Origin of the sequence: Nafulsella turpanensis ZLM-10 (assembly GCF_000346615.1) — a bacterium.
GTDB lineage: Bacteria > Bacteroidota > Bacteroidia > Cytophagales > Cyclobacteriaceae > Nafulsella > Nafulsella turpanensis.
Map to the genome: position 1 here is coordinate 17,424 of NZ_ANNU01000024.1, position 17,088 is coordinate 34,511.

Here is a 17,088-nt window from a genome sequence, read left to right on the forward strand (position 1 = left end):
GAAAAGGCCGGCTTTTGCCGGCTTTTTTTGTTGCACATGGCGAAACTCTAATTGTGAAATGAAATCGGCCGGTGGAGAGGAGAGGCTTTCCCGGAAAGTAGCAAACTTCCGCTATTTTCTGCAAAAGTGTACAGAGCGCGTGCATCCATTTACTTCGGAGACACTTGTCCAACTGTATAATATAATGGTAAGAGTGCGGAGGAATTGAAGGAATGGCCTATGCTGAGCTTTCCAGCTTTAGTTTATGGAATGAGCAGGTGCAGGAGAGTAAAGCATAAAAAATCCCCGGCTTTTTGCCAGGGATACTACTTATTCTTACCCGTTTTTACCTGATGTCGATGCGCTTTGGTGGTTTGGCCTTAGCTTCTTCCTTTTTAGGAATGTTAATGACCAAAACTCCATTATTATACTTTGCATTTATTTTATCGGCATTGGCCGAAGCAGGTAGGGTAAAAGTTCGCTGAAAGGCGCCATAACTGAATTCACGCCGGCTTACATTTTCTTCTTCTTTTTTATCTTCCAGCTGTTTTTCTGAAGAAATTGTAAGCATGTTGTTTTCCACATGGAGGTTAAAATCCTCTTTGTTAAAGCCGGGCGCCGCTACATCTATCCTGAACTGTTCATCTGTTTCGCATACATTTACGGCAGGCATCGATATAGGGGACCGGTCGGTGCTCAGTCCTCTGGTATCCCAGAAGTCTTCCAGAAAATTACTTAATGTAGGCTGGTTGGATCTTCTCATCAGTGACATAGTTCTATCGGTTTTAGTTCTACATCAGTTAAAAAGATATTTACAGATTATACTGATATCTGGCCTTAAAGTTTCTGAAATACAGCGGTTTATGTCTGCAATGCAGAATGGTTTAACTTTTCAACATCCTTTCTGGAACTTTGCTTTTCCAGCTTCTACTTCCGCTCCAGTATTACAAAAGCATAATCGTGGGGGTTCTTTTCGTCCGCTTTAAACTCTTCCCGCTGGGTTTCCTTCCATTGAGAGGCATCCAGTTCCGGGAAAAAAGTATCACCCTCAAACTCCTCTTTAATTTCTGTCAGGTAAATGCGGTCGACCAGGTTATTTTTAAAGGCCTGCCGATAAATTTCGCCCCCGCCTAAAATAAAAGCTTCCTTCTGCTTCTGGTCTTCTGCAAGCCGGAGCGCACTTTCCAGGCTGTGGACGACCATGGCGCCTTCAACAACATAGTCGGGATTGCGGGTTATGATGATGTTGAGCCGGTTCGGAAGTGGTTTGCCTATCGCTTCATAGCTCTTTCTTCCCATTAGTACATAATGGCCGGTGGTGGTATCCTTAAAAAACTTGAGGTCGTTTGGCATGTGCCAGATAAGGCTATTGTCCTTGCCGATAACGCCATTACTGGCACGGGCTACGATAATTGATCGGATCATAATTGGTTTCCTCTTAAAAAGTCGGCTACAGGCATACGCTTTTTGCCTTGCAGCTGTATTTCGTCTAAATAAATTAACTCATCTTTTCCTTTTACGGCAATAAAGGATTTATTGTCTGTTACTACTTCGCCGGCTTCCTTTTCGGTTCCTTTATCGCCCTTCAGGCTTGTGGCAAAAACCTTGCAATGCTGACCATTCAGTTCCATCCAGGCAGCCGGGTAAGGGCTCAGCCCCCGGATAAAATTTTGAATTTCCGCACCAGGCTTCTGCCAATCAATCTGGCAGGTCTCTTTAAAAATTTTGGGGGCATGCGTGGCAGCAGTGTCGGCCTGCGGCTTTGGATGGTAATCGTCCTGCTCAATGGCCTGCACAGTTTTAAGCACCAGCTTTGCTCCTTTGTGCATGAGGCGCTCATAGAGGCTGCCGGCAGTATCATCTGGCAGAATTGGCTCTTTCTCCTGGAAGAGGATATGGCCTGTATCTATTTCGTGCTGCAGAAAAAAAGTGGTGATGCCGGTTTCCTTCTCCCCCTTAATAATAGCCCAGTTGATAGGGGCAGCGCCCCGGTATTTTGGCAGGAGGGAAGCATGCAGGTTAAAAGTGCCAATTTCAGGCATGGACCAGACTGCTTCCGGCAGCATACGGAAGGCGACTACAATCTGGAGGTTGGCCTCTAAAGCTTTTAGCTCAGCCTGGAAGTCAGGCGATTTTAAATTAGTGGGCTGAAGTACCGGGAGATTCTGGGAAACCGCATATTCCTTTACGGGCGAGGGAATGACCTTTTGTCCGCGACCCTTGGGCCTGTCAGGGGCTGTAACCACCGCCACCACCTTGTAGTCGTTTTCCACGAGAATTTGGAGGCTCGGAACGGCAAAATCAGGGGTGCCCATAAAAATGATGCGAAGGTCTTTTTTCATTCAGTCAGGTGTTTTTTGTAAAACTACAGATTTTCTGTTTTGTCAGGCAAACCAAAGCATGTTACTCCAGGGGGTAGAGTGCATATTTCTTCCGGAGCAGCTTATAATCTTCCAGTTCAGGAGCCCAGCTCTCCCGTATTTCCTCCTCTGTTGCCCCTGCTATGATTTGTTTCTTCAGTTCATCTGTACCTGCCAACAGGTTAAAGAATGGAATGAAAAAATCGTCTTTGGGCTCATAGGTTTTGTAAAAGTCGATAAGGTAGGCTAATTCGAGCTGATTTGGGGCTGCCGCTTCGCGCAGGTCAATGCCATAGCAGGTTTGGTTTTCGTGCTTTGGGCTTTTAGCGCCAGGAGTGCTGACAGGCGTAAAAGTAAAACTGCCAAAGCGCTCTGCCGGGTAGCCGGCTACCTGAAAAGGAAAGGAAGTGCCCCGACCCACACTCACAGGGGTGCCTTCGAAAAAGCAAAGACTGGGGTAGAGCATAATGGCCTGCTGGTTGGGCAGGTTAGGCGAGGGTTTAACCGGAAGTGTATAGGGGGTGGAATGGGTGTAGTTGTCCATCGGCACCACTTCCAGCGCTACTTTTTTACCCCCGGCCAGCCAGCCTTCTTCATTGATCATTTGTGCTAATTCGCCAACGGTAAGGCCATGGATCACCGGAATAGGGTGCATGCCCACGAAAGAGCGGAATGCGGGTTCCAGAACAGGCCCGTCTACATAATGACCATGCGGGTTAGGCCGGTCCAGGACGATAAACTTTTTATCATTTTCGGCACTGGCTTCCATGGCATAATGCATGCTGCTGATATAGGTGTAAAAGCGGGCGCCTACATCCTGAATATCAAAGAGAAGAACATCGATGTTTTTCAGCTGCTCGGCGGTTGGCTTTTTATTGCTTCCATAAAGCGAAACAATGGGCAGGCCCGTTTGCGCATCGGTCCCACTGTTCACTTTTTCGCCTGCGTCGGCCGTACCCCTGAAACCATGTTCAGGCGTAAAAATGGTCGTAACGTTTACTCCTTTCGACAGCAGGAAGTCGAGCAGGTGTACATACTCTCCTTCCTGTGGCAGCAGGGAGGTGTGGTTAATGAGGAGGCCTACTCTTTTTCCTTCCAGTGCAGGCAGGTAGCGATCGGTGCGGGTAGCACCTAACACAAGGGGCGCATCTTTTACTGGCTGGAGCGCTGTTTGCTCCTGAGCGGTTTTAGCTTTGTTGCGAGAAGGTTGGGCACAGGCAAGCAAACTAAAACTGCATAATATGAGTAAGAGGTATGGATGCTTCATGAAGAATTTTATAATTTGCAAAACATTTTTTCCAGGCAGGGAGTAGCCTTAGCTGCAAAGATGCTATTTTTCAGGCAATCCGGAAATAGCAAATGCCGCAGGCTGTTTTAAAACGAGCAACATTGAATCTATCGTATTTTATATCTTCGAGAATAAATAAAAGTAAGGTAAGCTCCTTCTCATCAGTAATTTATAAAATTGCTATTGCCAGTATAGGTTTGGGCCTGGCGGTAATGCTTATTTCTTTTCTAATCCTTCGTGGCTTTCAGGAGAATATCAGGAACAGGGTGGTAAGCTTTGGAGGTCACCTGCAGGTAACCCGTTATACGGCCAGTAATTTATTTGGAGAGAACCCCCTGTCTTCCGGGCAGGCTTTTGCGCTTGAGCAGGAAGAATATCCTTTTATTGAGCATGTACAGGCCTTCGCCTATAAGCCCGGCTTGCTCAAGACAGAAGAAGAAGTGCAGGGGGTGGTGATAAAAGGGGTTGGCCCGGATTTTCGTGAGGAATACTTCATTGAGAATATGGTAGAAGGGGAAATTCCCCAGTATACCGATACGGCCGTATCGACCGAAGTGGTGGTGAGCCAGAAAATAGCCGACCAGCTAAGGCTAGAGTTGGGCGATGAAGTATTGATGTACTTCGTGCAAAACCCTCCGCGTTTTCGGCCTTTGCAAATTAAAGGAATATACAGCACCGGCATGGAAGATTTTGATGCCTCCATTATTTTAGGTGATTTGAACCTGATTCGGCAACTTAATAGCTGGCCCGATACTTTGGTGGGAGGCTACGAAGTGTTTGTAAAGGATTTCGACCAGCTGGATGCGGCACAGGAAGCGCTCTATGAAGCGACTGATTACAATTACTTCGTTGAAAAAATTACGGATAAAAACATCCAGATATTTGAGTGGCTGGGGCTGCTGGATCGTAATGTGGTTATTTTCCTGACCATTATCCTGTTCGTGGCCTTTTTCAATATCATTTCAATTCTGCTGATATTGATAATGGAGCGAACCAGTATGATTGGTACCCTTATGGCTTTAGGCGCTCAAAACAGCCTGTTGCGCCGTATCTTTTTATATAACGGTATGCTGATGGTGGCAAGGGGTATTATGTGGGGGAATATCATAGGGCTTGGCCTGGCGGCCATACAATATTACTTCCACCTGATACCGCTCGATAAGCAGAACTACTACATGGACTATGTGCCGATACAATGGAATTGGTCGCTGATTATTCTGCTGAACGTGTTGGTGCTGATTTTAGGCTTATTAATGATGCTGGTCCCTACTATGGTAATCTCCCGTATCCGGCCAATTAAAGCCATTAAGTTTTCCTAGTAGAAGGGTTCTGTCCAAGAGGTGAAAGGCTGAGAAGGAGAAAAAGCTGCTTCTGCTATACCAAAACCAAGTAGCCTGTTTTGCAGAGGAACTCCTGCTTCATTTCGTTAAGCTGGTATACTTTTATTTTTGTCCTTTCCCTTAATTTTCTTTTGCTCAGGCTGGTATTTCCTGAAGAAGGACTTCAGCTTCATCTGAATGACGCCGATCACCGCTTCCCGGAAAATATGCCGGGACATTTTAGATTCTCCCTTATCGCGTTCGGTAAAAATAATGGGTACCTCTTTAATCCGGAATCCCCACTTCCAGGTTGTAAACTTCATCTCTATCTGAAAGGCGTATCCTACAAAGCGAATCTTGTCCAGGTTAATAGATTCCAGCACCTTTCGGCGGTAGCACTTAAAGCCAGCGGTGCTGTCGTGTATGGGAAGGCCGGTAATAAAGCGAACATAATGAGAGGCAAAGTAAGACATCAGTACCCGCGACATCGGCCAGTTAACCACGTTTACTCCTTTTACATAGCGGGAGCCAATCGCCAGGTCATAGCCTTCTGAAGCGCAGGCATCATGGAGCCTGATGAGGTCCATCGGGTTGTGAGAGAAGTCGGCATCCATTTCAAATATATACTCGAACTGGTGTTCAATGGCATATTTGAAGCCAAGAATGTAGGCGGTGCCCAAACCCAGTTTTCCGGAGCGTTCCAGCAGGTGTAGCCTGGTTCCAAATTCAGCCTGTAGCTCCTGCACTTTAGCAGCTGTTCCGTCTGGTGAGTTGTCATCAATAATGAGCACATCGAAGGCGCGCGGAAGAGTAAAGATCCTTCGGATGAGCGCCTCAATGTTTTCAATCTCGTTATAGGTCGGTATAATTACAATACAATTACTCACTTCGGTTTTGCTTAGGAAAATTCAAAAATAGTAAAAACCTTTAGTTTTTTAGAATGCAGGAGTCCATGTCTTTTCCCATGATAACACCAATGAGTGGTAAATAATTGAATTACAATGAATTGAGGGTGTTGGTAAATATTGCTTTTCCCTGGCAAACAAAGAAAAATGGCAGTCACGTAACAGCCGACCGTGCAGAAACACTACTTTATCTCTGAGTCCTGAATTCTTTTAAACTGCCTCCTCCAGCTCCCCTGCAGGGTATAAAGGCAGAACAGAGGATTTTCAAAAGAGAAAATCAGGAAGCCATTGAACTATTAAAACATCAGGGGCATAAAAAAGGCCGGTTTGTACCAGCCTTCATTTTAATCACTTTTTAGCTCTTAATACTTCTTACGGCCCTAGTAGCCCAGTACCTTCATCATGCTTTCGCTATCCTGCTCAGCGGCAAAAAGCTCCGACTGGATATTGCCATTTTCATCACGTTGAATAATCACGTGCTTAGGGGCAGGGATGAGGCAGTGCTGAATGCCGCCATAGCCACCAAGCGACTCCTGGTAGGCTCCTGTATGGAACATGCCCATGTACAGCGTTTCTCCCTCCTCTATTTTAGGTAGGTACACCTCCGAGGTATGAGCCTCTGAATTATAGAAATCGTGGCTGTCGCAGGTAAGCCCGCCAAGGTTTACCTTATGGAAGTTGTTGTTCCAGTGGTTGACGGACATCATCAGGAATTTCTGATTCAGTCCCCATACATCGGGCAATTGTGTAATAAAGGAGCCGTCGATCATATACCAGAGCTCTTTATCGTTCTGAAGCTTTTTACCAATAACTGAGTAAATAGTGGCGCCGCTTTCGCCTACCGTGTAGCTGCCAAATTCGGTAATGATATTGGGTTCGGGTACATCGTTCTCGCGGCACATTTCCTTAATGTTGAATACAATCTGGTCGATCATGTATTCATAATTGTACTCGAAGTGCAGCGAAAGCTTAATTGGAAAGCCTCCGCCGATATCGATGGTATCCAGCTCAGGGCAAATTTTCTTCAGGTCGCAGTACATCTGCACAAACTTGCTCAGCTCACTCCAGTAATACACGGTGTCTTTTATTCCGGTATTAATAAAGTAGTGCAGCATTTTAAGCCTGGCTTTTTCGCTCTTGCTGATAACGTTTTTATAGTAATCGATAATATCGTTATAGCGGATACCCAGGCGGGAGGTATAGAAGTCGAAGTTTGGCTCTTCATCCGAGGCTACCCGCATTCCTACATTAAATTCTCCCTTTACATGCTGCTCGTAATAATCGAGTTCTGTGAGGTGGTCGAGTATAGGCGTACAGTTATTAAAGCCCTCATTTATAAAGTCGGTGATATACCTACTATATTGCTCTCTTTTATAGCCATTACAAACAATTAATGTATCTTTGCTTATCTTTCCGCGCTCATACAGCTTTTTGATAATGGGCATATCAAAAGTTGAAGAGGTCTCCAGATGGATGTCATTTTTTAGAGCCTCTTCCAGTACAAAGCTGAAGTGCGAGGATTTCGTACAGTAGCAATAAGTATAGTTACCTTTATAGTCATGCTTTTCAAAAGCCTTCGAAAAAAGCTTCTTCGCTTGCTGAATATTCTTACTGATTTTGGGTAGGTACGTGATCTTTAGCGGTGTTCCATACTCTTTGATGATATCCATCAAAGGCACACCATTAAAAATCAACTCGTTATTTTCTACTTTAAATTCTTCGGTAGGAAAATAAAAGGTCTGATGAATCAGATCGGCGTAACTTCTCATTCTAAGGATTTAGGTTGTATAGGTTAAGCTGCAAAATTTGGTTAAAATAATAATCTTTGCAAAATGGAAAAGTTAAAATTAGTCGAAGTAAGTTCGGAACTGGCTGCCGGAACCCGCGGAGCAAGCTTAGGCGTAGGTGCAATTAAAACGGCTTCACTTAATAAAGGTTCAGATTTCTTTCGTAAATACAAAACAACTGCTGTCCCCACTATTAACGAATCACTCTTCCTGGATATTGAAAATCCGTATGCCAAACATATTCATGAAGTGCGGATTATGCTGGAGCGGACCTGCGAGACAATCAGCGACACCATAAATAAAGGCTTTGTTCCTGTAGTGCTCGCCGGCGACCATTCTACGGCTGCCGGTACCATCTGCGGAATAAAGAATGCCAACCCGGATAAGCGCATTGGAGTAATTTGGATCGATGCTCATGCCGATTTTCATACTCCCTATACCTCGCCATCCGGAAATATGCATGGCTTTTCGCTGGCCATTGCCGCGGCTATCGATAACCTGGAATGCAGGGTCAATAACCCGAAAGAGTCGACCCTGCAGGAGTGGGAGGAGATAAAAAAAATAGGAGTGGATGGCCCTAAAATTAAACCGGAAGATGTGGTATTTATTGGTGTTCGTAGTACAGAAGAGCCGGAGCGCTGTTTAATGGAAAACCATGGTATCCGCAATTTTACAGTTAGCGAAGTGCGTGAAAAAGGCGTAAAAGCTATTGCAGAAGAAGCACTTTCCCGCCTGGCCGATTGCGACCTGGTGTATGTTTCCTTTGATGTGGACAGCATGGACCCCGACGCAATTAGCGAAGGAACAGGTACTCCCGTGCCAAATGGTTTATATGAAGATGAGGCCAAGGAATTGAACCGACTCCTTGTGCAGCACCCAAAAGTATGCGCATGGGAAATTGTGGAGGTAAACCCTACCCTCGACGAACACAATGCCATGGCCGAAACTGCCTTCGAAATTATTGAATCGACCGTTAAGGCTCTCGAAAATCGTTCGGCAGAGGTTAAAATTTAACTTAGCCATAAATAAAACAAAAAGAGGGTGGCATTCCGGGGATATATCTGACGGAGTGTCACTTTCCTTTTTTATCTTTGTCCGGATTGGGCTGCTTTTTTTTGCAGAAATGAGATAAATGGCCGAACCCGAACTACTACTTTAGATAAAAGGCAGGCTGAAGAAAAGGCCTTACTCAGGACTATTGACTAAAGACTACTATTAAGCTGATGAACTTAGAACAAGAGATTACCCCTTATATTCAGCAGGCGTTTAGCGAGCTGTACCAGCATAGCCTGGAGTTGCAGGAAATTAAGCTGCAGCCCACACGCAAAGACTTTGAAGGAACCTATACCTTCGTCACTTTTCCCTATAGCCGCATCAGCCGAAAAAGTCCTGACCAGACCGCTACAGAAATAGGGGAGTTCCTGAAAGAAAAGTCGGCCCTTATCAGCGACTTTAATGTCGTAAAAGGTTTCCTGAACATGGTAATTGCCGAAGAGGCATGGCTGCGTGTGTTTGCCGACCTTGCCCGCGACAGCCACTGGGGACAGCAGCCGGCCAACGGAAAAAAAGTGGTAGTAGAATATTCATCACCCAATACCAATAAGCCCCTTCACCTGGGCCACCTCCGGAATAACTTCCTCGGCTTTTCCGTTTCGGAGATCCTGAAAGCAAACGGCTATACCGTTGCCATGGTAAACCTGGTGAACGACCGGGGCATTCACATTTGTAAGTCCATGCTGGCTTACCAGAAGTGGGGTAATGGCGAAACCCCGGAAAGTGCCGGTATGAAGGGCGACCACCTGATTGGCAAGTACTATGTAATTTTCGATAAGGAATACAAGAAGCAGATAGAAGCGCTGGCAGAGGAGGGGATGGATAAGGAAAAAGCCAAAGCTGAAGCGCCGCTCATTAAAGAAGCACAGCAAATGCTGCAGCAGTGGGAGGCAGGCGATGAAGAGACAGTCGCGCTCTGGCAAAAGATGAATGAGTGGGTATATGCAGGCTTTGATGAGACCTACCGGAAAATAGGTGTACGCTTCGATAAAATGTACAAGGAATCCAATACCTACCTGCTCGGTAAAGATATTGTGGAAGAAGGCCTGCAAAAAGGTGTTTTCTTTAAAAAGGAAGATGGCTCTGTGTGGGCAGATTTGAGCGCAGAAGGGCTGGATGAAAAGCTGGTGCTTCGTGGCGACGGTACCTCTGTTTATATTACCCAGGATATGGGCACTGCCGACCTGAAGTACCAGGATTTTGGCATGGATAAATCCATTGTTGTGGTGGGTAACGAGCAGGACTACCACTTTAAAGTGCTGTTTAGTCTGCTGAGCAAACTCGACCGACCTTATGCAAAGGGAAATTACCACCTGAGCTATGGAATGGTAGACCTGCCAAGCGGCAAGATGAAAAGTCGTGAAGGAACCGTTGTGGATGCCGACGACCTGGTGCAGGAAATGCAGAATACAGCAAAAGAATATACTCAGGAGTTAGGGAAGCTTGAAGATATCGAAAGCCAGGAGGCCGAAGTTCTCTACAACATTATTGGAATGGGTGCTCTCAAGTATTACCTCCTGAAGGTAGATCCTAAAAAACGGATGCTGTTTAACCCGCAGGAGTCGGTGGATTTCCAGGGGCATACCGGGCCTTTTATCCAGTATACCTTTGCCCGTATCTCCAGTCTTCTGCGCAGGGCCGATCAGCTCGAAATTCCTTATCAGGATGTGGATTATAGTGCAATAAAAGAGCTGCAGGCCAGCGAGCGGGAAGTGATTTTCCAGCTGAGCCAGTGGCCCGATAAGCTGAGACTGGCCGGCGAAGAGTATGCTCCATCGGTTGTGGCGCAGTATGTGTATGACCTGGCAAAGGAGTATAACCGTTTTTATACTGATGTATCGGTCTTTAACGCGGAGGATGAGCTGCGCCGAAACTTCCGGATTGCCCTTTCCTCTGCCGTTGCCCGCACCATCCGGATGGGCATGGGCCTGCTGGGGATAGAGGTGCCGGAAAGGATGTGATAAGTATCATAAAAAGGTAGATTAGGGATGGAGGCTTAGGCTATGTTATACAGGGAGAGCTGATTATTGAACTGCCGCTCTCCATTTCAGTTCATAGTATAATATGCTTCCATGATCTCTTAAATTGAAGAAGACGTTTATTGGAAGAGAAGTGAGAGATTTTTTAGGAGTATCATTTTTTATTTGTCTGCTTCTGTTGCAATCCTGTAGTGAGACTACCGGCGAGCAGGAAGTGGGTGTAAACCAGCTTAAGAATATGAGTGATTTTTATGATTTTCGATTAAAGTCCCTGAATGGCGAAGAAATTGATTTTTCGCGCTATAAAGGCAAAAAGGTGCTGCTGGTGAACGTGGCTTCGGAGTGTGGGTATACCCCGCAGTACGCAGACCTGCAAAAACTGCATGAGGAATATGGCGATAAGGTAGCTGTACTTGGTTTTCCTGCCAACAATTTTGGCAGCCAGGAGCCAGGTTCCAACCAGCAGATTGCCGACTTTTGCCAAAAGAACTATGGCGTGGAGTTTCAGATGTTCTCTAAAATAAGTGTAAAAGGAGCCGACCAGCACCCGCTCTACGAATGGTTGCGGGAGCAGTCAGGGCAGGAGCCCAGCTGGAACTTCAGCAAGTTTCTGATTGATGAGAATGGGGAAGTAATCGGCTTTTATCCATCCGGCGTTAACCCTATGGATGACGAGATTGTAGAGAAAGTTCGTAAATAAACGCAAAAAGTAAAATAAGAAAGTGGCGAGCCGAAAAGGCCAGCCACTTTTTTTATGGCAAATTGGCTTAAGTTTGTGCTAAAAGTGGTGCTGAAGTAGCAAGCCATTATTTAAAGGATGGAGAAAAAAGTAAGTAAGAGGGGGGCATGGGTAGCAGCTGCCCGTCCGCGTACCCTGCCGTTGGCATTGGCCAGTATATTTTTAGGAAGCTTTCTGGCTGCTTTTTATGGTGCTTTTGAGTGGGAGGTGTTATTGCTTGCGGCCTTGACAACCGTTTTTCTGCAGGTACTCTCGAACCTGGCCAATGATTATGGCGATAGCATTCATGGCGCAGACAGTGTGGAACGGGAAGGGCCTTCCCGCTCAGTGCAGGCGGGGCATATTTCTGCAGCAGATATGCGCAAGGCGATGATCCTATTTGCCTGTTTGTCTTTTATTTCCGGGGTTTTACTATTAGCCGTAGCCATTGATTTCAGCTGGCAGGAACTTTTATTTTTTCTGGGGCTGGGTGTGCTGGCTATTATTGCGGCGATTACCTACACCTCCGGGAAACGACCTTACGGCTATGCCGGTCTGGGCGATATCAGCGTATTTGTTTTTTTTGGTCTGGTAGGAGTGTTGGGTACCTTTTACCTCCACACAGGCTATGTTGAGCCTGCCTTATTCCTTCCGGCAGCCAGCAGCGGCTTCTTTGCCACGGCGGTGCTCAACCTCAACAATATTCGCGATATCCGCTCCGATAAGGCTGCCGGAAAATTATCCATTCCGGTGCGTATTGGGCGCAGGGCTGCTGTATTTTACCACTGGCTCCTTCTAGGTGGCGGGTTGTTGGCATCGGCAATATATGTGCTGCTCAATTACCGATCGCCCTGGCAGTGGTTGTTCCTGCTGAGTGTGCCGCTCCTGGTAATCAATGCAAAAGCGGTAAAAGAGAAAGAAACAGCTTCGGCTCTTGATCCGTACCTGAAGCAAATGGCCCTGGCTACCCTGGCGTATGTTATTACCTTTGGTATAGGTCACCTTTTGGCAAAATAATCGAATGTCTGAATGAGGGAATATCAGAATAGAAAAATTTTAACATCTTCCTCCAATCAGTATTTTTGTTCAAACTAACAACGAGCAAGCAGCAAATGAGTAAAAAAAATAAAGGAAAGAACAGGGTCGGGATTATGTATTCTACAGACCCAAATTTTGAATACCAGCAGGAAGGGCAGGAGGAACAGGAAACGCTGCCTCCTCAGCAGCAGGATTTGCGGGTTAGCCTCGACCGAAAGGGAGGTGGTAAAGTAGTAACGGTCGTCTACGACTTTGTAGGCAGCGAAGCCGATTTAAAAGAGCTGGGAAAGCTGCTCAAAAGCAAGTGTGGAGTAGGAGGGACGGTAAAGGATGGTGAAATTCTGATTCAGGGAGATTTTCGCGATAAGGTATTGGAAATTCTGCACAAAGAAGGCTTTAAAGCCAAAAAGGCTGGCGGATAAGAGGGTTTCCATTTTACAATGACTCCTGTTTTTTGGCTATGAATAAATTTAAACTACCTGCCCATCAGGTGCCCGATTATCTGTGTCCTTCAGTCCTTTTCTAAATTGATGTTTAGCAAAACTCTTCTGCCCTTCAACAGTTAAAAAAGAGAGGAAGGGCAAAGAATGTCTTTGCCGGTTGAACTCAATGAACTTTTCTAAAATAAAATGGACTATTTAGGACTAGACAGACAAAAAGTAGATAATGTAGCGAAGAGCCTGAACGAATTACTGGCGGCCTACCATCTTCACTACCAGAAATTAAGAAATTTCCACTGGAACCTAAAAAGCAATCACTTCTTCGTGCTGCACGAGAAGTTTGAAGAATTCTATAACGATGCCAACGAAAAAATAGATGACATCGCAGAACGTATTTTAACGCTGAGAGTGCAGCCCCTGAGTCAGCTTTCAGACTACCTGAAAGTGTCGCGAATAAAAGAAGTTTCCGGCGATATGGACGATACATCCATGGTAAATGAGGTACTGAAAGACTTTACTGCTCTTATTGCCCTTGGGCGCGAAGTGCTGGAGGTTGCAGGCGATGCCAATGACGAAGGAACTATCGACCTGATTGGGGGCTATGTTGGAGACCTGGAGAAAAACAGCTGGATGCTGGCTTCCTATCTTGAAAAGCATCTCCCTAAAAAATAAATGTACTTCAAAGCAATTAAAAAGAACAGGCATCTCTTTCAGGGCCTGTTCTTTTAAGTTTATTTTTATTGTTCGGCTTCTTCCCTATATTTGCACCACATGAGTATGCAGTTACATATCCACCTCCATCATCACCACGCAACAGCATGGCAGGCTACTCATGTACACCACCATCACCATTGTGCATAAGCACACCTCTTCCTCTTCAGGAAAATCCTTTTAGCCTTACTTAATTACTTTCACGCCTATTCAGGCAGTTTGCCCAAATTCTTTTTTTATGGAAAAAATAAGAATCGCCGTTCAAAAAAGTGGACGTTTAAGCGAAGATTCCCTCAGCCTCCTCCGTGAGTGTGGCATCAAATTCTCCAATGGCATGCGTAAATTAAAGTCCGAAGCAGCCAATTTCCCTATTGAGTTCCTTTTCCTGCGCGACGACGATATACCAGGTTATGTAGAAGATGGCGTGGCTGATATTGGTATTGTAGGTGAAAATGTAGCAGTGGAAAAAGGTCGGGAGGTTACCATTGCCAAGAGGCTGGGCTTTTCAAAATGCCGGTTATCGCTGGCAGTTGCTAAAAATGCACAGTATAATAGCCTGGAAGATTTAGAAGGTGGCAATATCGCCACTTCTTATCCTGTTATCCTCGGGCAATATCTCAAGGAGAAAGGGGTAAAGGCAACGATCCATGAAATTAGCGGCTCGGTAGAAATTGCGCCAAGCATTGGTTTGGCCGAGGCCATTTGCGACATTGTAAGCTCCGGAAGTACGCTGTTTATGAATGGCCTTAAAGAAGTGGAAACCATTTTCCGATCAGAGGCGGTGCTCATCAAAGGCACAGCCTTATCTGCCGAAAAGCTGGAAATACTGGATCGCCTGCTGTTTAGGATAGATGCCGTACAGCGGGGCAAAAATAATAAATATATCCTGCTCAATGCGCCTGAAGATCAGTTGCAGGAAATAATCCGGATACTGCCAGGTATGCGCAGTCCAACGGTTTTGCCGCTTGCAGAAAAGGGCTGGAATTCTGTGCATTCCGTTATTCAGGAGGAGGAATTTTGGGAGGTAATTGACCAGTTGAAGGCAGCCGGTGCCGAAGGAATTTTAGTAGTCCCGATTGAAAAAATGATTTTATAGCTTATTTTTCTGAAAACTATTACAGACGGAATGGAAATAATTGTGAATCCGGAGCGGAGCCGATGGCCGGAATTATTAGAGAGACCAAGGCAGGAACAGAAAAGGATAAAGAAGATTATAAAGCCCATCCTGAAAAAGGTGAAGCGAAATGGCGATAGCGCCCTGCTTAAATTTGCTCTTGAGTTCGATTTGGTTCATCTGGAAGAGGTGGTAGTGTCGGACAATGAGTTGCTGTCTGCCGCGGACGAAATCAATGGAGAACTCAAGGAAGCGATTCAGCTGGCAAAGCAAAATATTGAAACCTTCCATAAGGCCCAGATGGGGGAGCGGTTGGTCGTAGAAACGATGCCTGGTGTTCGCTGCAGCCGCAAAAGTGTCGCCATTGAAAAAGTAGGTCTCTATATCCCCGGAGGTACAGCGCCCCTTTTTTCTACCGTTCTGATGCTGGGTATTCCGGCACGGCTGGCAGGTTGTAAAGAAATTGTGCTGTGTACGCCGCCCGACCGTAGCGGAAAAATTCATCCGGCCATTTTGTATACTGCTCATTTGCTGGGTATCCGTAAAGTTTTTAAAACCGGAGGGGCACAGGCCATTGGAGCCATGATGTATGGGACGGAAAGTGTTCCGAAAGTAGATAAGATTTTCGGCCCCGGAAATCAGTATGTAACAGCAGCCAAGTTAAAAGCGGCAAAGGAAGGAATTGCCATCGATATGCCTGCCGGTCCGTCTGAAGTAGCGGTATATGCCGATGTCTCTGCTCATCCTGCCTTTGTGGCGGCCGACCTGTTGTCGCAGGCAGAGCACGGGGCCGATAGCCAAGTGGTGCTGGTTGCCACCAGCAAAGAAATAGCCGAAGCTATACAGAAAGAGGTGGAAACGCAACTTCAGGACCTGCCCAGGAAGGAAATGGCACAGCAGGCACTGGAAAACAGCCGTTTCCTGGTGGTATCCCGGGAGGCAGATGCTATTGACCTGCTGAATGCCTATGCCGCTGAGCACCTGATTTTAAGCGTGCATAATTACGGGGAAGTGGCGGAGAAAATTATAAATGCCGGCTCGGTCTTCCTCGGGAATTACTCACCCGAATCGGCTGGCGATTATGCTTCGGGTACCAACCATACGCTCCCGACCAATGGCTTTGCCCGGGCCTATAGCGGGGTATCGGTCGATAGTTTTGTGAAGAAGATTACCTTTCAGGAAATTAGTCCAGAAGGGCTTAAGAATATTGGCCCTGCAATTGAAACCATGGCCGAAGCAGAGCACCTGCAGGCCCATGCCAATGCCGTAAGCCTCCGACTACAGCAAATAAAAAATAATGGCTGAACTACTTCAACTACTGCGTCCGCACCTCCAAAAGCTGGTGCCTTATTCCTCTGCCCGCGATGAGTTTTCGGGCGAGGCGGCTGTTTTTCTTGATGCCAACGAAAACCCGCTTGGTTCAGCCACCCTGGAGAACTACAATCGTTATCCTGATCCTTACCAGTACCGCGTAAAGCGAATGCTGGCAAAAATAAAATGTGTGGAACAGGAGCAAACTTTTCTGGGCAATGGCAGCGACGAAGCCATCGACCTGCTGATTCGCGCCTTCTGCGAACCAGGGCAGGACCACATCATTATTCTGCCGCCCACCTACGGCATGTACAAGGTAAGTGCCGATATTAATAATGTGGAGGTTCGGGAACTGCTCCTCTCCTCCGATTTTCAGCCAAGGGTGGAGGCTATTCTGGAAGCGGCTAATGCACAAAGTAAAATCCTGTTCATTTGCTCACCCAATAACCCAACGGCCAACCTGCAGAATCCGGAGGCTGTTCGGCTCCTGCTTCAAAGCTTCCCGGGCCTGGTGGTGGTCGATGAAGCATATATCGATTTTGCCCGGGTAAATTCATGGACCGAAAAGCTGGAGGAGTTTCCTAACCTGGTAGTGCTGCAGACCTTTAGTAAGGCCTGGGGCCTCGCCGCCCTCCGCCTGGGTATTGCCATGGCTTCGCCGGAAATAATTGCCATTCTTAATAAGATTAAGCCTCCCTATAATATTAACGAGCTTACGCAGGAACGGGCATTAAATGCCATGCGCAATTTCGATAAAATGGAAATGCATGTTAAACTCATTTTGCATGAGCGCGAAAGACTGGTGAAGGCTTTGGAGGATCTGGCACTGGTAGAAAAGGTGTACCCGAGTGATGCCAATTTTGTATTGCTGAAGGTAAAGGGGGCCCGGCAGGTGTATGAATACCTGGTAAAGCAGGGAATAATTGTTCGCGATCGTTCAAAAGTTGCCCTCTGCGAAGACTGCCTCAGGATAACAGTAGGAACACCCGAAGAAAACGATTTATTACTGGAGCAGCTCGCTCTCTATTCTGCATAATATTTCCTGGTTTTTTATGCGTGCATCAAAAAATATTGGAATAGGGAGCA

16 protein-coding genes are annotated in these 17,088 nt (G+C 46.3%); 10 read left to right on the forward strand and 6 right to left on the reverse strand.

The window, feature by feature from the left end:
- Window positions 1-325 precede the first annotated feature (325 nt).
- The 4 genes from F752_RS0110855 to F752_RS0110870 all read right to left on the reverse strand — a co-directional run bounded on the left by F752_RS0110855 (window position 326) and on the right by F752_RS0110870 (window position 3,606).
- Window positions 326-742: an Hsp20/alpha crystallin family protein gene (locus tag F752_RS0110855; protein ID WP_017731765.1), complete on the reverse strand. Its 417-nt coding sequence runs from the start codon at window positions 740-742 to the stop codon at window positions 326-328.
- Window positions 743-906: 164 nt separating this feature from the next.
- Complete coding sequence (locus F752_RS0110860; RefSeq protein WP_017731766.1) at window positions 907-1,404, reverse strand: dihydrofolate reductase; 498 nt, start codon at window positions 1,402-1,404, stop codon at window positions 907-909.
- The gene (gene fmt, locus F752_RS0110865; RefSeq protein WP_017731767.1) at window positions 1,401-2,321 is read right to left on the reverse strand and encodes a methionyl-tRNA formyltransferase; all 921 of its coding nucleotides are present in this window, start codon (window positions 2,319-2,321) and stop codon (window positions 1,401-1,403) included. Before fmt ends, F752_RS0110860 begins: the two co-directional genes overlap by 4 nt.
- Window positions 2,322-2,382: 61 nt before the next feature.
- The gene (locus F752_RS0110870; protein ID WP_040664536.1) at window positions 2,383-3,606 is read right to left on the reverse strand and encodes an exo-beta-N-acetylmuramidase NamZ family protein; all 1,224 of its coding nucleotides are present in this window, start codon (window positions 3,604-3,606) and stop codon (window positions 2,383-2,385) included.
- 122 nt (window positions 3,607-3,728) lie between these two features.
- Between F752_RS0110870 and F752_RS0110875 the strand changes: the two genes are divergently transcribed.
- The gene (locus F752_RS0110875; RefSeq protein ID WP_017731770.1) at window positions 3,729-4,946 is read left to right on the forward strand and encodes an ABC transporter permease; all 1,218 of its coding nucleotides are present in this window, start codon (window positions 3,729-3,731) and stop codon (window positions 4,944-4,946) included.
- A 107-nt stretch (window positions 4,947-5,053) separates the two neighbouring features.
- Here F752_RS0110875 and F752_RS0110880 read toward each other — a convergent pair whose 3' ends face one another.
- Window positions 5,054-5,833, reverse strand: coding sequence for a polyprenol monophosphomannose synthase (locus F752_RS0110880; RefSeq protein WP_017731771.1), 780 nt, complete (start codon window positions 5,831-5,833; stop codon window positions 5,054-5,056).
- A gap of 398 nt (window positions 5,834-6,231) precedes the next feature.
- A complete protein-coding gene (locus F752_RS0110885; RefSeq protein WP_017731772.1) occupies window positions 6,232-7,620 on the reverse strand; it encodes a type III PLP-dependent enzyme domain-containing protein in 1,389 nt (462 codons plus the stop codon).
- Window positions 7,621-7,683: 63 nt separating this feature from the next.
- Here F752_RS0110885 and F752_RS0110890 point away from each other — a divergent pair, with 63 nt between their 5' ends.
- The 9 genes from F752_RS0110890 (at window position 7,684) to hisC (ending at window position 17,038) form a co-directional block, all read left to right on the forward strand.
- Entirely contained in the window at window positions 7,684-8,652 is a 969-nt protein-coding gene (locus F752_RS0110890; RefSeq protein ID WP_017731773.1) for an arginase, read from the forward strand.
- A 209-nt stretch (window positions 8,653-8,861) separates the two neighbouring features.
- Window positions 8,862-10,652 carry an arginine--tRNA ligase gene (gene argS, locus F752_RS0110895; protein WP_017731774.1) on the forward strand — a complete coding sequence of 597 codons (1,791 nt, stop codon included), beginning with the start codon at window positions 8,862-8,864 and terminating at the stop codon, window positions 10,650-10,652.
- A gap of 151 nt (window positions 10,653-10,803) precedes the next feature.
- A complete protein-coding gene (locus F752_RS0110900; protein ID WP_017731775.1) occupies window positions 10,804-11,370 on the forward strand; it encodes a glutathione peroxidase in 567 nt (188 codons plus the stop codon).
- Window positions 11,371-11,487: 117 nt separating this feature from the next.
- Entirely contained in the window at window positions 11,488-12,405 is a 918-nt protein-coding gene (locus tag F752_RS0110905) for a 1,4-dihydroxy-2-naphthoate polyprenyltransferase (RefSeq protein WP_017731776.1), read from the forward strand.
- 95 nt (window positions 12,406-12,500) lie between these two features.
- Window positions 12,501-12,848, forward strand: coding sequence for a translation initiation factor (locus F752_RS0110910; protein ID WP_017731777.1), 348 nt, complete (start codon window positions 12,501-12,503; stop codon window positions 12,846-12,848).
- 207 nt (window positions 12,849-13,055) lie between these two features.
- Window positions 13,056-13,538 carry a Dps family protein gene (locus tag F752_RS0110915; RefSeq protein WP_017731778.1) on the forward strand — a complete coding sequence of 161 codons (483 nt, stop codon included), beginning with the start codon at window positions 13,056-13,058 and terminating at the stop codon, window positions 13,536-13,538.
- Window positions 13,539-13,815: 277 nt separating this feature from the next.
- On the forward strand, window positions 13,816-14,673 hold the full coding sequence (hisG, locus tag F752_RS0110920; protein ID WP_017731779.1) for an ATP phosphoribosyltransferase: 858 nt from the start codon (window positions 13,816-13,818) through the stop codon (window positions 14,671-14,673).
- A 30-nt stretch (window positions 14,674-14,703) separates the two neighbouring features.
- On the forward strand, window positions 14,704-15,996 hold the full coding sequence (gene hisD, locus F752_RS0110925) for a histidinol dehydrogenase (RefSeq protein WP_017731780.1): 1,293 nt from the start codon (window positions 14,704-14,706) through the stop codon (window positions 15,994-15,996).
- Window positions 15,989-17,038 carry a histidinol-phosphate transaminase gene (gene hisC / locus F752_RS0110930; protein WP_017731781.1) on the forward strand — a complete coding sequence of 350 codons (1,050 nt, stop codon included), beginning with the start codon at window positions 15,989-15,991 and terminating at the stop codon, window positions 17,036-17,038. The genes hisD and hisC overlap by 8 nt, the downstream gene beginning before the upstream one ends.
- Window positions 17,039-17,088: the final 50 nt, after the last annotated feature.

Bases quoted from the DNA above. Each gene is read 5' to 3' on its own strand.
- hisG (WP_017731779.1), top strand. From the start codon at position 13,816: ATGGAAAAAATAAGAATCGCCGTTCAAAAAAGTGGACGTTTAAGCGAA.
- F752_RS0110915 (WP_017731778.1), top strand. From the start codon at position 13,056: ATGGACTATTTAGGACTAGACAGACAAAAAGTAGATAATGTAGCGAAG.
- F752_RS0110885 (WP_017731772.1), bottom strand. From the start codon at position 7,620: ATGAGAAGTTACGCCGATCTGATTCATCAGACCTTTTATTTTCCTACC.
- F752_RS0110905 (WP_017731776.1), top strand. From the start codon at position 11,488: ATGGAGAAAAAAGTAAGTAAGAGGGGGGCATGGGTAGCAGCTGCCCGT.
- F752_RS0110855 (WP_017731765.1), bottom strand. From the start codon at position 742: ATGAGAAGATCCAACCAGCCTACATTAAGTAATTTTCTGGAAGACTTC.
- hisD (WP_017731780.1), top strand. From the start codon at position 14,704: ATGGAAATAATTGTGAATCCGGAGCGGAGCCGATGGCCGGAATTATTA.
- hisC (WP_017731781.1), top strand. From the start codon at position 15,989: ATGGCTGAACTACTTCAACTACTGCGTCCGCACCTCCAAAAGCTGGTG.
- fmt (WP_017731767.1), bottom strand. From the start codon at position 2,321: ATGAAAAAAGACCTTCGCATCATTTTTATGGGCACCCCTGATTTTGCC.
- F752_RS0110890 (WP_017731773.1), top strand. From the start codon at position 7,684: ATGGAAAAGTTAAAATTAGTCGAAGTAAGTTCGGAACTGGCTGCCGGA.
- argS (WP_017731774.1), top strand. From the start codon at position 8,862: ATGAACTTAGAACAAGAGATTACCCCTTATATTCAGCAGGCGTTTAGC.
- F752_RS0110910 (WP_017731777.1), top strand. From the start codon at position 12,501: ATGAGTAAAAAAAATAAAGGAAAGAACAGGGTCGGGATTATGTATTCT.
- F752_RS0110870 (WP_040664536.1), bottom strand. From the start codon at position 3,606: ATGAAGCATCCATACCTCTTACTCATATTATGCAGTTTTAGTTTGCTT.
- F752_RS0110860 (WP_017731766.1), bottom strand. From the start codon at position 1,404: ATGATCCGATCAATTATCGTAGCCCGTGCCAGTAATGGCGTTATCGGC.